General features: G+C 62.9%; 12 protein-coding genes. 9 read left to right on the top strand and 3 right to left on the bottom strand.

Annotated elements, in window-relative coordinates; translation table 11 throughout:
- Window positions 1-94: 94 nt before the first annotated feature.
- The 7 genes from OYT13_RS15020 to OYT13_RS14990 all read left to right on the top strand — a co-directional run bounded on the left by OYT13_RS15020 (window position 95) and on the right by OYT13_RS14990 (window position 8,654).
- The gene (locus tag OYT13_RS15020) at window positions 95-2,068 is read left to right on the top strand and encodes an AMP-dependent synthetase/ligase (RefSeq protein ID WP_261938345.1); all 1,974 of its coding nucleotides are present in this window, start codon (window positions 95-97) and stop codon (window positions 2,066-2,068) included.
- Between the two features lie 66 nt (window positions 2,069-2,134).
- A complete protein-coding gene (locus OYT13_RS15015) occupies window positions 2,135-2,941 on the top strand; it encodes an ABC transporter ATP-binding protein (protein ID WP_017233423.1) in 807 nt (268 codons plus the stop codon).
- 52 nt (window positions 2,942-2,993) lie between these two features.
- The gene (locus tag OYT13_RS15010; RefSeq protein ID WP_017233424.1) at window positions 2,994-3,908 is read left to right on the top strand and encodes a branched-chain amino acid ABC transporter permease; all 915 of its coding nucleotides are present in this window, start codon (window positions 2,994-2,996) and stop codon (window positions 3,906-3,908) included.
- Window positions 3,909-3,963: 55 nt separating this feature from the next.
- On the top strand, window positions 3,964-5,040 hold the full coding sequence (locus OYT13_RS15005) for a branched-chain amino acid ABC transporter permease (RefSeq protein WP_268566503.1): 1,077 nt from the start codon (window positions 3,964-3,966) through the stop codon (window positions 5,038-5,040).
- 115 nt (window positions 5,041-5,155) lie between these two features.
- On the top strand, window positions 5,156-6,448 hold the full coding sequence (locus OYT13_RS15000; protein ID WP_051060141.1) for an ABC transporter substrate-binding protein: 1,293 nt from the start codon (window positions 5,156-5,158) through the stop codon (window positions 6,446-6,448).
- A gap of 80 nt (window positions 6,449-6,528) precedes the next feature.
- Entirely contained in the window at window positions 6,529-7,341 is an 813-nt protein-coding gene (locus OYT13_RS14995) for an ABC transporter ATP-binding protein (RefSeq protein WP_017233427.1), read from the top strand.
- Between the two features lie 74 nt (window positions 7,342-7,415).
- Window positions 7,416-8,654 (top strand): phenylacetate--CoA ligase family protein, encoded by a 1,239-nt coding sequence (locus OYT13_RS14990; protein WP_017233428.1) that lies wholly within the window; start codon window positions 7,416-7,418, stop codon window positions 8,652-8,654.
- 65 nt (window positions 8,655-8,719) lie between these two features.
- Here the strand turns inward: OYT13_RS14990 and OYT13_RS14985 are convergent, their stop codons facing one another.
- The 3 genes from OYT13_RS14985 to OYT13_RS14975 all read right to left on the bottom strand — a co-directional run bounded on the left by OYT13_RS14985 (window position 8,720) and on the right by OYT13_RS14975 (window position 13,058).
- Window positions 8,720-10,036: an MFS transporter gene (locus tag OYT13_RS14985; RefSeq protein ID WP_261938346.1), complete on the bottom strand. Its 1,317-nt coding sequence runs from the start codon at window positions 10,034-10,036 to the stop codon at window positions 8,720-8,722.
- Window positions 10,037-10,116: 80 nt separating this feature from the next.
- Window positions 10,117-11,307: a CaiB/BaiF CoA transferase family protein gene (locus tag OYT13_RS14980; RefSeq protein WP_261938347.1), complete on the bottom strand. Its 1,191-nt coding sequence runs from the start codon at window positions 11,305-11,307 to the stop codon at window positions 10,117-10,119.
- Window positions 11,304-13,058: an acyl-CoA dehydrogenase family protein gene (locus tag OYT13_RS14975; RefSeq protein ID WP_268566502.1), complete on the bottom strand. Its 1,755-nt coding sequence runs from the start codon at window positions 13,056-13,058 to the stop codon at window positions 11,304-11,306. Before OYT13_RS14975 ends, OYT13_RS14980 begins: the two co-directional genes overlap by 4 nt.
- 142 nt (window positions 13,059-13,200) lie before the next feature.
- Here OYT13_RS14975 and OYT13_RS14970 point away from each other — a divergent pair, with 142 nt between their 5' ends.
- Both OYT13_RS14970 and OYT13_RS14965 read left to right on the top strand, forming a co-directional pair.
- Window positions 13,201-14,094: a LysR family transcriptional regulator gene (locus OYT13_RS14970; protein ID WP_017233432.1), complete on the top strand. Its 894-nt coding sequence runs from the start codon at window positions 13,201-13,203 to the stop codon at window positions 14,092-14,094.
- A gap of 186 nt (window positions 14,095-14,280) precedes the next feature.
- Complete coding sequence (locus tag OYT13_RS14965; RefSeq protein ID WP_150564050.1) at window positions 14,281-14,790, top strand: MaoC family dehydratase; 510 nt, start codon at window positions 14,281-14,283, stop codon at window positions 14,788-14,790.
- Window positions 14,791-14,874 lie beyond the last annotated feature (84 nt).

Below are 14,874 nucleotides of genomic sequence, written 5' to 3'. Positions count from 1 at the left end.
AGCTGTAGGGAGCGTGCCACACGCACGCGCGCCGACCGAGCCACGCCACGCCCCTCGACACAAGTCGAATCGTGGCGAGACACAGGAGACAGGCATGCAGGAGCGGACCACTTTCCCGCGTTTGTTGTTGGCCCACGCGGCCACACGCGGCACCCGCACGGCATATCGGGAAAAAGATCTGGGGATCTGGCAATGCTGGACCTGGCACGCCGCCGCGCAAGAAGTCCGGATGCTGGCGTGCGCGCTGGCCGCCGCGGGCTTCAAGCGCGGAGATAACCTCGCCATTGTCGGTAATAACCGCGTTCGCCTGTACTGGGCAATGACGGCCGCGCAAGCGCTCGGCGGCGTCGCCGTGCCGCTCTATCAGGACGCCGTGGCAGCGGAAATGACGCATGTGCTCGACGAGGCCGAAATCGATTTCGCCATCGTCGAAGATCAGGAGCAGGTCGACAAGCTGTTGGCGCTGCGCGCCCAGGTGCCGAGGCTATCCCACATCATTTACGAAGATTCGCGAGGCCTGCGGGGCTACGATGCCGCGGGACTGCAGTCATACGTGTCGGCCATCGAGCAGGGGCGCGAGTTCGACGCCAGGCACCCGCGCTACTTTGACGATGCCGTGGCCGGCGGCGAGCCCGACGATACGGCGACCATCCTCTATACCTCCGGCACGACGGGCAAGCCCAAGGGCGTATGCCATTCGCACGCGGGGCTGATTGGCGCAGCGTTTCACGGAAGTGCATTCGATCGCCTCGGCCCCGGCGACGAAGTGCTGTCGTACCTGCCGATGGCTTGGGTGGGCGATCATCTGTTTTCTTACGCGCAGGCGCTGGTGGCGGGATTCACCGTCAACTGTCCGGAGTCGCCCGAAACCATCGCCACCGATATGCGCGAGATCGGGCCCACCTATTACTTTGCGCCGCCTCGCGTCTACGAGAACGTGCTCACGCAAGTGATGATTCGCATGGAAGATGCGAGTCGGGTCAAGCGCGTGATGTTCGCGCACTTCATGAACGTGGCGAACCGGTGCGGCGCGGCGGTGCTCGACGGTCGTGCGGTGTCGTGGCTCGATCGGGTCCAGTACGCACTCGGGAATCTTTGTGTGTACGGCCCGCTGCGCAACACGCTCGGCATGAGCCGGATTCGCACGGCATACACCGCTGGCGAGGCGATTGGTCCGGATCTGTTTCGGTTCTATCGCGCAATCGGTATCAATCTGAAGCAGTTCTACGGGCAGACGGAGACGTGCGCATATGTCTGCCTGCAACCGGATCGAGAGGTGCGATTCGACAGCGTGGGGCCGGTCGCGCCCGGGATGGACATCAAGATCGCCGACAACGGCGAAGTGCTGGTGCGCGGGGTGGGCTTGCTCAAGGCGTACTACAAGCGGCCCGATGCCACGTGCGAAGCCCTCGACGAGGCTGGCTATTTCCGCACGGGCGACGCCGGCATCATCGATGCCGATGGTCATCTGCGCATCATCGATCGGGCCAAGGATGTCGGCAAACTGGCCTGTGGGTCGTTGTTCGCGCCGAAGTTCATCGAGAACAAGCTCAAGTTCTTCGCGTACATCAAGGAGGCGGTGGCATTCGGCGACGGTCGCGACGGGGTGTGTGCCTTCATCAACATCGACATGGATGCCGTGGGGAACTGGGCGGAGCGGCAGAACCTCGCCTACGCCGGATATGTGGACCTGGCCTGCCATCCGCGCGTCGCCGAACTGATTCTGGGTTGCGTGGAGACTGTGAATGCGGATCTCGCCAAGGAGCGCGCCTTTTCCGCCGCGCAGGTTCAGCGCTTCGTCATTCTGCACAAGGAGCTGGACCCGGATGACGACGAACTGACGCGCACGCGCAAAGTGCGCCGCACGTTCATCGCGCAGAAATACGAGGTGCTGGTCGATGCCTTCTATTCTGGCAAGACGGTGCAATTCATCGAAACGCGCGTGAGGTTCGAGGACGGACGCGAAGGCAGCGTGAGTGCCACGCTCACGATACATCCGGCGCGTGTGATCGGTGCGCGCGAATCGACAGACGACCCTGCGCCTGCGGCATTGCGCTGCGCCGCTTGAGCGTCGCATCGACCAGCGCACCGACCTCAACATTGGCACTCAGCCAGGCACTTAGCGGGAGAAGGCATGCACGACATCCGGACATTTGGCGACGTTCTGCTCGATTTGCAGCACATCAGCCTGTCGTTTGGCGGCGTGAAGGCATTGACGGATATCTCGTTCGACGTTCGCGAGCACGAGATCCGCGCGATCATCGGCCCCAATGGCGCGGGCAAAAGTTCCATGCTCAACGTGATCAACGGCGTCTACCACCCGCAGCAGGGCGCGATTGTCTTCCGTGGGCAGTTGCGACAGCGAATGCATCCGACGTCGGCCGCGCGCCAGGGCGTGGCGCGCACGTTTCAGAACATCGCGCTGTTCAAGGGCATGACGGTGCTCGACAACATCATGACGGGCCGTAACACCCGAATGCGCTCGGGCCTGCTGGCCAGCGCGCTCTGGTGGGGCCGGGCGCGGCAAGAGGAAATGGCGAATCGCGTCAAGGTCGAAGAGATCATCGACTTTCTCGAAATTCAGCACATCCGGAAGACGCCGGTCGGACGTCTGCCTTACGGTCTGCAAAAGCGTGTCGAGTTGGCGCGCGCGCTTGCCGCCGAACCGGGGCTGCTGTTGCTCGACGAGCCGATGGCCGGCATGAATCTCGAAGAGAAGCGCGACATGTGCCGCTTCATCCTGGACGTCAACGAAGCGTTCGGCACGACGATTGTGTTGATCGAACACGACATGGGCGTAGTGATGGATATCTCCGATCGGGTCGTGGTGCTCGATTATGGCAAGAAGATCGGTGACGGAACTCCCGCTGAAGTCAGGGCGGACCCCGAAGTCATACGTGCCTATCTGGGGGTAGCGCACGGAATGCCCGCCGCCGCATGACGGCCAGGCGATAAGCGATTGCCGGCAACGCGTTGGCAACTGGGAGACATCGATGCAGTTCTTTATGGAAATCCTGATCGGCGGGCTGCTCTCCGGGGTGATGTATTCCCTCGTCGCGCTCGGCTTCGTGCTGATCTTCAAGGCATCTGGCGTGTTCAACTTTGCCCAGGGCGCGATGGTGTATTTTGCGGCGCTGTCGGTGGTCGGCCTGATGGAGCACGGCTTGCCGCTGTGGCTGGCCGCGATTGGCGCATTCGGCGTCATGGTGTTGATGAGCCTGGCGACGGAGCGCTTCGTGCTGCGAAAGCTGGTGAACCAGTCGCCTATCACGTTGTTCATGGCGACGATCGGGCTGTCGTTCTTCCTCGAAGGCCTCGCGCCTTTGTTGTGGGGCAATGAGGTGCGCCCGCTGTCGCTGGGCATCGTCGACGAGCCCATCGCATCGATCCTGGACTCGACGGGCGTGCTCGTGAGCCGCTTCGATCTGGCCGCGGCCGGCATTGCCGCCGTGCTGGTGGCGTTGCTGGCGTTGTTCTTCAAGGCCACGCGCATCGGCCGCGCGCTTCGTGCCGTGGCCGACGATCACCAGGCGGCGCTCTCGCTGGGTATTCCATTGCAACGCATCTGGGTCGTGGTGTGGAGCGTCTCCGGGTTCGTTGCGCTCGTTGCCGGCATGCTCTGGGGATCGCGCAACGGCGTGCAGTTCGCGCTGACGATGACCGCGCTCAAGGCGCTGCCGGTGCTGATCCTGGGTGGCTTCACGTCGATTCCGGGGGCGATTGTCGGGGGATTGATCATCGGCGCGGCGGAAAAGCTCGCGGAGATCTACGTGCCGCAACTGCTGGAAAGTCAGTTCAGTGGGAATTTCGGGGGCATCGAGGGCTGGTTCCCTTATGTCTTTGCGCTGCTGTTCCTGCTGGTTCGCCCGGAAGGACTGTTTGGCGAGCGGCATATCGATCGGGTCTGAGCCGACGGCTGTCAACTCCAAACGAACGTACAAGCATTTACCGCAGAGGCCATCCATGTTCTATCGCGAAGCCGGGCAGTTCAAGACCTCTTACGAAGCCGATAGCCAGATCTTTCCGATCCGCCAGGATCGGTTCGCCGTCTGCGCTTTGCTTGCCGTCGCGTTCGGCGTGCTGCCGTGGGTCGCCTCCGAATACTGGCTTACGGCGATTTTCGTGCCGTTTCTCGTGTTCTCGCTCGCGGCGTTGGGCCTCAACATCCTGACAGGCTATGCGGGGCAGTTGTCTCTGGGAACGGCGGCGTTCATGGCGGTGGGCGCCTACGCGTCGTACAACTTCCAGTTGCGCATCGAGGGCATGCCTATTCTTGCTTCGTTCACGCTGGGTGGCGTTTGCGCCGCAATTGTGGGCGTGGCGTTCGGCTTGCCATCGCTTCGCATCAAGGGCTTCTACCTGGCGGTCGCCACGCTGGCGGCCCAGTTCTTTGTGCTCTGGGTGCTGACGAAATTTCCATGGCTCTCGAACCACAGTTCGTCCGGGGTGATCACCGCGCAGAAGATCTCGATGCTCGGCGTCGACGTTGACACGCCGGTACGCAAATACCTGTTCGTGCTCGGCGTCGTCACGGTGATGGCGCTCGTGGCGAAGAACCTGGTGCGATCGCACATCGGTCGCGCGTGGATGGCGGTACGCGACATGGACGTCGCTGCCGAGGTGATCGGTATTCCGCTGATGCGCGTCAAATTGCTTGCCTTCGCGGTCAGCTCCTTCTATTGCGGTGTGGCTGGCGCGCTGTATGCCTACTGTTACCTCGGTTCCGTCGAGCCGGACGGCTTCTCACTGGATCTGTCCTTTCGCATCCTGTTCATGATCATTATCGGCGGCGTTGGCAGCGTTCTGGGGAGCTTTCTGGGCGCTGCATTCATCCTGCTGTTGCCGATTCTGCTCGATAGCGCGTTGCCAGCGATGGCCACGCTTATGCACTTGCCGTTCACGAATGCGACCGTTTCGCACATTCAGTTGATGGTGTTTGGCGGGCTCATCATCTTCTTCCTGATTGTCGAGCCGCATGGGCTGGCGCGGCTTTGGCAAATTGTCAAGGAGAAGTTGCGCATCTGGCCCTTCCCGCATTGAGGTTGGACACGGTGGCGCACGGTGCGTCGTGCGGTACCGCAGCAGCGTTTGCCATGAAAAAAACCACAGACGGAGACACAGCATGAACACGAAACAATTGACGGCATCGTTAGGCATGGCGCTCGTGCTTGGCATGGGGGGCGCCGGCGCGTCGTTTGCGCAGTCGAACGATCAGTTCATCGCACTTGCCGACTACCGGGTCGGCCCGTATGGGGCGAACGGTCAGTCCTTCTATGGCGGCTTTATCGACTATCTGCAATACGTGAATCTCAAGCATGGCGGTGTCAACGGCGTGAAGTTGACATGGGAGGAGTGCGAGACCGAGTACAACAACGCCAAGGGCGTGGAGTGCTACGAGCGTCTCAAGGGAAAGAACCCGGTCACCAAGGGCACGGCGTACCACGTGATGGCGACGGGCATTTCGTACGCGCTGATCGACAAGACGGCGACGGACAAGGTGCCGCTCGTGATGATGGGCTACGGCCGTACCGATGCGGTGGATGGCTCGGTATTCCCGTGGGCGTTCCCGCTGGTCACGACGTACCAGATGCAAGCGTCGGCCATTATCAAGTTCCTGGCCGACAAGAACCATGGCTCGCTGAACGGGAAGAAGATCGTCTACCTGTATCACGACTCGGCGTATGGCAAGGAGCCGATTGTCGCCTTGCAGGCCGAATCGAAGATCCACAAGTTCAACCTGATCGAGATTCCGGTGGCGCATCCGGGGAACGAGCAGGGCGCGCAATGGTTGCGAATTCGTCAGGAAAACCCCGACTACGTCGTGTTCTGGGGCTGGGGCGTGATGAACCAGACCGCACTCAAGGCAGCGCAAAAGGTCGGTTATCCGCGCGACAGGATCGTCGGTAGCTGGTGGGCCGGCTCCGAGGAAGACACGATTCCGGCGGGCCCGGCGGCCAAGGGGTACATGAGCGCGACCTGGAACGTGGCGGGCAAGCAGGTGCCGCTGATCGCCGACATCGAGAAGGTGGTCTATGGCGCAGGCAAGGGCAATCTGCAAGATTCGTCGAAGGTTGGCTCCGTGCTCTACAACCGCGGCGTGTCTGCGGCGGTCGCTACGGTCGAGGCGCTCAATACCGCTCAGAATAAGTTCGGCAAGGGCCGGGTCATGACGCCGGAGCAGGTGCGTTGGGCGCTCGAGAATCTGAATATCGACGCGGCCCGCCTGAAGACCCTGGGCGCCACGGGGCTGCTGCCCGACATCAAGACGAGCTGTGAGGACCACGAGGGCTCAGGCAAGGTGCGCATCCAGCAATGGGATGGGGCCAAGTGGGTGATGGTATCCGACTGGATCGAGGGCAATCGGCGTCTGATTCACCCGTTGTTCGAAGCGTCGGCCAAGCAGTATGCGAAAGAGAAGGGAATGACACCCGCCTGCTACAAGATGTGATCGACGCCGTCGTCCGCACGGCGAAGCGCAGTGCGGACGACGGTCGACGACCTACCGTCGCATCGATCCTGGAGTCATGCATGGAAGCGAGTTTGAGCGTCAACAATATCGAAGTCATCTACGACCACGTCATTCTCGTGCTCAAGGGCGTGTCGCTGACGGTGCCCGAGGGCAAGATCGTTGCATTGCTCGGGGCCAATGGGGCTGGCAAGAGTACGACGCTCAAGGCGATTTCGAATCTGCTGCAGGCCGAGCGCGGCGAAGTGACGAAAGGCACGATCGACTATCGCGGCGAGCGCGTCGAGAAGCTTACGCCGAACGGCCTCGTCACACGGGGCGTGATCCAGGTAATGGAGGGACGTCATTGCTTCGCGCACCTGACCATTGAAGAAAACCTGCTGACGGGCGGCTATGTGCGTCACGCGTCGCGTAGCGCACAACAACATGCGCTGGAGCGCATCTACGCCTATTTCCCGCGCTTGAAGACGCGACGCAAATCACAGGCGGGCTACACCTCGGGGGGCGAACAGCAAATGTGCGCGATCGGGCGCGCGATGATGGCGCAGCCGTCGATGGTGCTGCTCGATGAGCCGTCGATGGGGCTTGCACCGCAGGTCGTCGAAGAGATCTTTGCGATCGTGCGTGATTTGAATCAGCGCGAGAACGTCAGTTTTCTGCTGGCAGAGCAGAACACGATGGTGGCGCTGCGCTATGCGGACTACGGTTACATCCTTGAGAACGGGCGTGTGGTGATGGACGGCGACGCGGCATCGCTGCGCGATAACGAGGACGTCAAGGAGTTCTATCTTGGCATCGCCAAGGACGGGGACAACAGTGCGGGGAGCTTCCGCAACGTCAAGAGTTATCGACGACGCAAGCGCTGGATTGCGTGAGCGCTCGAGCGCTCGCGCTTGCCCGTGTGGACGATTGTGCACCGATCGTTAATCCTCAACGTATTTCCGTCACTATGAACGATTACTTCGACAAACTGGAAACCCGTGCGCCGGAGGTTCGCGAAAAGGCGCTGTTGGCGGCGTTGCCGACGCAGGTCGGACACGCTCAGGCGCACGCGGCGTATTTTGCTCAAGCGCTCGGGGCGGTGGACGCGCGAGAGATCGGTTCGCGCCATGCACTGGCGGGTCTGCCGGTGACGCGCAAGTCCGACCTGACGGCGTTCCAGGTGCGTCATCCGCCGCTGGGGGGCTTGAATGCCACGCCTGTCGGCGCCCTGGCGCACGTCTATCAATCGCCCGGGCCGATCTATGAGCCGGACGGGCGCGGCAGCGACTGGTGGCGGTTTGCGCGCGCGATGTTTGCGGCGGGACTGCGCGCCGGTGATCTGGTCTACAACACCTACTCGTATCACTTCACGCCGGCCGGGATGATGATCGAGACCGGCGCGGCGCGGTTGGGCTGCTGCGTATTTCCTGCGGGCGTCGGGCAGACCGAATTGCAGCTCGAGGCGATTCGTCATTTGCGACCGGTCGCCTATGCAGGCACGCCGTCATTCCTGAAGATCCTGATGGAGAAGAGCGAATCGGTCGGTGCGGATGTCGGCAGTATTCGACGCGCTACGGTGTCCGGCGAGGCGCTGCCGCCTTCGTTGCGTGAGTGGTTCCGTGCGCGTGGCGTGACGGCGCGGCAGTCGTATGGCACGGCGGATTTAGGATTGATTGCGTTCGAGAGCGACGCGCAGGCGGGGTTGATCGTTGACGAAAGCGTGCTCGTCGAGTTGGTGGAGCCAGGGGGCACGAAGCCGGTGCCCGAGGGCGAAATTGGCGAAGTGGTTGTCACGAATTTCAATCCGGACTATCCGCTGATTCGGTTTGCGACGGGGGATTTGTCTGCCGTGGAGGCGGGGATCAGCCCTTGCGGGCGCACCAATATGCGGCTCAAGGGCTGGCTCGGACGCGCCGACCAGACGGTGAAGGTGCGCGGCATGTTCGTTCATCCCGGGCAGATTGGCGAAATTGCCAAGCGCTATCCAGAGTTGGTGCGCCTGAGGCTAAGGGTGGAGGGGCGTGTCGGAGAGGATCGGATGCGCCTGATTTGCGAGACGAACACTGCGCCGCCGGAAGGCTTGGCCGCACGGGTGCAGCAAACGTTGCGCGACGTGACGCGACTGCGCGGGGACGTCGATTTCGTCACCGCCGGAACACTGCCGGTGGATGGGACGTGGGTCGAGGATGCGAGAGCTTACGACTGAGCGTCGTGTCGCGGCAACGCCGATCGTCACACCGACCGACGTTGCCGCCCGAAGCTGCCGAGGGCTTATTCGGGCACCGCCACCGACGCCGGTGCGCGATAGACGGACTTCTTCCATTGCAGCCCGATGAGGCAAACCAGCGACACGGCGGCAAGGGCGCTATAGAACAGAGCCAGCGGCCACCACTGCCCCGGCCACGCGTGGGCCAGCACGGTGCCGATCAATGGCGTCAGACCGCCGGCGATCGCCGCGCAGCACTGGTACGACAGTGAAATCGCGGAGTAGCGATAGCGTACGTCAAACGCATCGGTCATGAGCCCAGCCATCACGGCATACGAACCCGACATGCACACCACCGCAATCCCGATGCCGATGACGATGGCCACAGGCCGACCCGTCGACACCAGGGCGAACATGGGATATGGCGACAGCATCGCGAGCCCGGCGGCCCACGCAAGAAACTTGACCGGCCCGACGCGCTGCGCGATCCACCCGGAAAAGAGCTGGTTGAAGAAGTGAACGAATGCCACCACGAACAGGCAGTCCAGGATCATCTCGCGACTCAAGCCAAGCGTCTGGGTGGTGAAGCTGAGCATGAATGTGTTGAGGAACCATGCGCCGGCCACGCCGATCACGTTCGCGCCCAGGCACAGCAGGACGGTGCCCCATGCATTGCGCAGTACGTCGACGATGGGAAGGCGCGCAGGCTTCTCCCGTTCGATGGCTGCCGTGAACTCCGGGGATTCCGATACGCTCGCGCGGATGAATACGCCAATGACGAGCAGTACCGCGCTGGCCAGGAAGGGCAGGCGCCAGCCCCAGCCCATCAGCGTTTCGCGCGGAAGATGTCCCACTGTCTTGAAAGCGAGCAGCGCAAGAATCAATCCGGCGGGGCTGCCGAGCTGAGCGAATGACGCAAGGAAGGTGCGCTTGCGTTGCGGCGCATGCTCGCCCGCCATCAGCACCGCGCCGCCCCATTCGCCGCCGATCGCAATGCCCTGGGCGATGCGCAGCACGACGAGGAGCGTGGGCGCCAGTACCCCGGCGCTCGCATAAGTCGGCAGGAAACCGATGCCGACCGTGCCGATCCCCATGATCGCCAGCGTGGCGACCAAGGCTTTCTTTCGGCCGATCCGGTCGCCGATGTGGCCAAAGATCAAGCCCCCGAACGGACGCGCGAAGAACCCGACCGCAAACGTGCCGAACGATGCCAGCGTGGCGTAGAACGGATCGCCTTGCGGGAAAAAAAGCTTGTTGAAAATGAGCGCCGACGCCATCGCATAGATATAGAAGTCATACCATTCGATGGTGGTGCCGACGAAAGCGGCGAAGGCGGCACGGCCCGGCTGACGCGCCGGGCTGCCCTGAGCGTGGTTCTGCATGAAATGTCTCCAGGTAAGGATGGCCGGTCTCGATCGCCGGCTTGTTTCGAATGCTTGTTTCTGAGGGGGCGGGAGCGCGTTCAGCCTTTGAGCACCCCGGCGTCGAACAACCGCTGCTGCGTTGTTGCGTCGACACCGAGCGCGTCAAGCACGGCGCGGGTATCGCCGCCGAGGGTGGGCGGGGGCGTGCGATACGTCGCTGGCGTTCGCGAGAGCTTGATCGGGGTGCCGGTGCCGCGGTACGCGCCGATTTCGACGATCAGTTGGCGGTGGCGCGTATGCGGGTGCCGGGCGACGGCATCGACGGTTTGCACCGGCCCGCACGGCACGCCGCCACGAATCAGCTCGGCCGCGAGCGGCTCGCATGCATGGGCTTGCAGAAGCGTTTCCAGGATTTCCTTCAGCTCGCGGCGATGTTCGCAACGACTGCGGTTATCCACGAAACGCGCGTCTTCGGCGAGTTCCGGCGCGTTCAGATGCGACACCAGCTTCGCGAATTGTCGGTCGTTGCCGACAGCGAGAAAGATGGGCTCAGTCGCGGTTCGGTAGCTGTCGTACGGCGTGATGTTCGGATGCGCATTGCCGCTGCGTTGCGGCGTGCGGCCGTTGCCGAAGTAGTTGGGCAAGTGCGGATGCAGCAACGAGACGGCACAGTCGTATAGCGCAATATCGAGCGACTGACCTCGACCGCTCTTTTCGCGTTCCGCGAGCGCCAGCAGAATGCCCGACAGCGCATTGAGCCCGGTGACCATGTCCACCACCGGAAGACCGACGCGCAGCGCGGGTCCTTCACTTTCGCCATTCACGCTCATCAGTCCCGTCATCGCCTGAATGGCGGCGTCGTAGCCGGGCAGGCCGCCGAGGGTGCCGTCCGGCCCGAAGCCCGAGATCGCGCAGTGAATCAAGCGCGGATAGCGCTCGGAGAGCCTGGCGTATTCCATCCCCCAACGCTCGAGCGTGCCGGGTTTGAAGTTCTCCACGAGCACGTCGGCGCCGTCGAGTAGTTGCCACAGCACTTCGCGACCTTCCTCGCGCGACAGGTCGACGCAAATCCCTTGTTTGTTCCGGTTGACGCCCACGAAATACGAGGCCGTCTCGCCAACGAAGGGAGGGCCCCAGCCGCGCGTTTCGTCGCCGCCCGGGGGTTCGAGCTTGATCACTTGGGCGCCGTGGTCAGCGAGCGCCTGCGTGCAGTACGGGCCGCCCAGCACCCGGCTCAGGTCGATGACGCGAAGTCCCTGAAGGGCGCCGGTCACACGAGCGGCGCTCATCGCGCACCGCCTTCCTGCGTGGGCATGAGCGACATCGCGGCGTCGAGGGAGACCGGCGTCTCGTCGACCAACTGTCGAAGCAGCGATGCATCGTCGCGGACGTCCCTCGGCGCGAGCGGGTCGCGCGGCAGCAGCTTGTGTTCGACGATGAGGTGGGCAAGGGCAAGCCGGCGAAAGTCGGGGGCGAGGCGTGCCGCTTCCGTCGCCATGAACACTGCCGTGGTCGCGTTGTACACGGCGCTTGCCGCCTCGCGTACGTTCTCGTCGCGGCCGCACTCCGCCACGCTGTCGAGCGCGGCGCTGGCGCGCTCGAATACGTTGCGCAGCAACGCGACGGTGGCCGGCGGCAATGCCGTATCGTCGAGCAGCGTATGAACATATTGGCCGAGCGATGCCAACGCGCCTTCACGTCGCGTGGCCCGTGCCACGTCCAGCGCCACGATGTTGCTCGTGCCCTCCCAGATGGAGCCCAGATGCGCGTCGCGCACGAGTCGCGGGTCGGCCCACTCCTCGATATAGCCCACGCCGCCACGCACTTCCATCGCATCGCCCGTGGCCTTGCGAGCGTCTCGGCATGCGCGCAGCTTCACGAGCGGGGTGAGGATGCGCACGCATTTGGCCGCCAGCGCTTCGCCACGGTCAGCGCGGGGAAGGAGCGTCGCAATTTGCATGAACATCGATCGTGCCTGTTCCGCCGGCAACATGATCTTCAGCAACTGGCGCTGCATCAGCGGCATCTCGATGAGCTTTCGACCGAAGGCCGAACGATGTCTCGCCACATGAAGCGCTTCGGTGAGGGCGCGGCGCATCAGGCCGGCCGCACGTACGCCGTTGGACAGCCGCGACATGTTGATCATGTCCGCCATCTGCTGGAAGCCGCGGCCGACTTCGCCGATGAGATAGGCCTCGGCGCCGTCGAGCACGATTTCGCCGCTTGCCATCGAGCGGCTGCCGAGTTTGTCTTTCAGCCGAACGATCTGATAGCGGTTGCGCGTGCCGTCTTCAAGCACCTTCGGGAGCAGGAACAGCGCCAGTCCCTTCATGCCTTCGGGCGCGTCGTCCGGACGGGCGAGGACCATGGCCAAATCGGCATCGGCGTTCGAGCAGAACCACTTGTCGCCGGTCAGCTTCCAGACCTCGTTGCCGTCGGCATCGACGCCGCGGGTCGCGCGCGTCACGGTGCGTCCGGTATCGGAGCCTGCCGCCTGCTCCGTCATGAACATCGCGCCCTGGAAGAGCGTGTCGAAGTCCTGCGACACGAGCCTCGGCAGATAGCGGTCCACGAGCGCCTTCGACCCGAACTTGCGCAGCGTGCGCGTGAGCGAATCGGTCATGCTGACCGGGCAGCAGAGGCCGAATTCGGCCTGGACGAACAGGAACGTGAGCGCGTACTTGACGAGCGGCGGCGGTGCGTCGCTGCGATGACTCATCGAGGCGAGGCCGAGTTCGCTGTACGCCACGCGTTCGAGCGCGACGTAATCGGGGTGTTTCTCGATGTGCTGGATCGCCTCGCCGCGGCGCGTGCGCGGGCGAAGCGCGGGCGGATGGTGGTCGGCGGTCGTCGCCCATGCATCGAGTTCGTCAGACGCGCGTTGTCCCAGTGCGACGAGTCTGTCCTCGACCCCATGGAACACCGTCTCGCCCAGGTAGCTCTTGAGCAGCGCGCCGAACGATGGGTCGCTAAGGAAGAAATTGATGCCGCGGCTATCGGGGATGTTAGACGTCTCGGGCGTTTGCCGAAGTTCGAGCATTCACTGTCTCCTGGATTATCGTGCGGTGCCTCGGCACCGTACCTTCTTGGAGACCAGCGTACGTTTCAGTCTGATAATCGTCCAATACAATTGATGGCACGTACGATAAGATCTATTTATCGTTATCAGGGGGAGCGCTTTCATGGAACTGAGGCAACTCAGATACTTCGTCGCAGTCGCGGAGGAATTGCATTTCGGCCGGGCGGCGCGTCGGCTCTTCATCTCGCAACCCGCCTTGAGTTTCGACATTCGCCGTTTCGAAGAACAACTCGGCGTGAAGCTGCTCGAGCGCAGCAACAAGTCGGTGGCGCTGACCAATGCGGGGCAAGTGCTCTTGGGCGAAGCCCGGCGGCTGTTGGAGCAGGCGGAGGACGTGGCCAAGGTCACGCTGCAGTCCGCGCACGGGCTGGCGGGACGCCTGCGCATTGGGTTCGTCAATTCGATGCTCTACCGGGGGCTACCCGAAGCCGTGCAACAGTTCGAATCGGCGCATTCGTCGGTGGAGATCGTGCTCAAGGAGATGAACACGGCGGAGCAGGTGCGAGCGTTGCAGCAGTTGCAGATCGACCTGGGCTTTGCCCACTGGGGGCACTTTCCGGCCGAAGTCGAGACGCAGGTGTGGATGTCGGAGGCGCTGCTTTGTTGCCTGCCCGTCGATCACAAGCTGGCGAAGCGGCGGCGCATCGACTTGCGTCAACTCTCGGACGAGCCGTTCATCCTGTTCCCGCGCACGGTGTCTCCGCATTACCACGACCAGATCATTGCCACCTGTGTCGAGGCGGGGTTCAGTCCCCAGATCCGACATGAAGCAAGGCTGTGGCAAACGGTCGTGACAATGGTTGAATTTCAGATGGGGGTCGCCCTGGTGCCGGAAGCCTTGGCGCGCACCCGGTCTCAGCGGGCCGTCTTCATTCCGCTCGCGCGAAACACGTTCTCCTCGCAGATTCTGCGGTTGACGCGCGCCGGCAGCCAACTGGATCTGACCGAACGCTTTCTCGCCGCGCTCACGACGGACGATCGATCAAGGGCGCGCTGAATCCGCACCCCCACCGGATAGGCGACGGCCAACCCGCTGGATCGGCTGTACTCCCCCCACCTCTAAGGGTTTCCCATCATCTTGACTTCGGCTTTTCTTTCGCCAATACTTTGTCCGTACAAAGTAATAAACACCGAACAAAGTCGGTGAACCCAACCAAGCGATCGAATTCAGGAGGAGGGAGACATGGACGCACTGCAACCCCAGGCGGAGACTACGCGCCGCATTCGTGCGAGCTACGGGCGCTATCTCGAGGAGTTCGAGGTTGGCGATATCTATGAGCACCGCCCCGGGCGCACCATCACCGAGGCCGACAATATTCACTTCTCGCTGCTGACGATGAACTTCCATCCGATGCATTGCGATGCCGCCCACGCGGCCAAGAGCGAATTCGGCCAACTGCTCGTCAATAGCGGACTGACGGTCGCCATCGTCCTCGGCATGACCGTCAACGACGTGAGCGGCAAGGCCATCGCCAACCTCGGTTGGAAAGAGATCAAGCTCACCGCCCCGGTGTTCTGCAACGACACGCTCTACGCCGAATCGCAGGTACTGGAAAAGCGCGAATCGCGCTCGCGTCCCACGCAAGGTATCGTCACCGTGCACACCCGCGCGTTTAACCAGAACGGCGTGCAGGTCATGGAATTCGTACGCAGCGCACTGATTCCGAAACGCGGCCACGGCGTCGGCGACTGAGCCGGGCAGCGCGGCTCACACGGTACGTTCCAATCGACATCACGCGGGCTGCGCCGAGACGCTCGGCACCCGCGGCACGGCTCG

Source organism: Pandoraea sp. XJJ-1, assembly GCF_026802345.1.
GTDB lineage: Bacteria > Pseudomonadota > Gammaproteobacteria > Burkholderiales > Burkholderiaceae > Pandoraea > Pandoraea cepalis.
The sequence above is the reverse complement of the archived record's forward strand: the minus strand, read 5'-3'. Positions and strand labels throughout refer to the sequence as shown.

Bases quoted from the DNA above. Each gene is read 5' to 3' on its own strand.
- OYT13_RS15020 (WP_261938345.1), top strand. From the start codon at position 95: ATGCAGGAGCGGACCACTTTCCCGCGTTTGTTGTTGGCCCACGCGGCC.
- OYT13_RS15015 (WP_017233423.1), top strand. From the start codon at position 2,135: ATGCACGACATCCGGACATTTGGCGACGTTCTGCTCGATTTGCAGCAC.
- OYT13_RS15010 (WP_017233424.1), top strand. From the start codon at position 2,994: ATGCAGTTCTTTATGGAAATCCTGATCGGCGGGCTGCTCTCCGGGGTG.
- OYT13_RS15005 (WP_268566503.1), top strand. From the start codon at position 3,964: ATGTTCTATCGCGAAGCCGGGCAGTTCAAGACCTCTTACGAAGCCGAT.
- OYT13_RS15000 (WP_051060141.1), top strand. From the start codon at position 5,156: ATGGCGCTCGTGCTTGGCATGGGGGGCGCCGGCGCGTCGTTTGCGCAG.
- OYT13_RS14995 (WP_017233427.1), top strand. From the start codon at position 6,529: ATGGAAGCGAGTTTGAGCGTCAACAATATCGAAGTCATCTACGACCAC.
- OYT13_RS14990 (WP_017233428.1), top strand. From the start codon at position 7,416: ATGAACGATTACTTCGACAAACTGGAAACCCGTGCGCCGGAGGTTCGC.
- OYT13_RS14985 (WP_261938346.1), bottom strand. From the start codon at position 10,036: ATGCAGAACCACGCTCAGGGCAGCCCGGCGCGTCAGCCGGGCCGTGCC.
- OYT13_RS14980 (WP_261938347.1), bottom strand. From the start codon at position 11,307: ATGAGCGCCGCTCGTGTGACCGGCGCCCTTCAGGGACTTCGCGTCATC.
- OYT13_RS14975 (WP_268566502.1), bottom strand. From the start codon at position 13,058: ATGCTCGAACTTCGGCAAACGCCCGAGACGTCTAACATCCCCGATAGC.
- OYT13_RS14970 (WP_017233432.1), top strand. From the start codon at position 13,201: ATGGAACTGAGGCAACTCAGATACTTCGTCGCAGTCGCGGAGGAATTG.
- OYT13_RS14965 (WP_150564050.1), top strand. From the start codon at position 14,281: ATGGACGCACTGCAACCCCAGGCGGAGACTACGCGCCGCATTCGTGCG.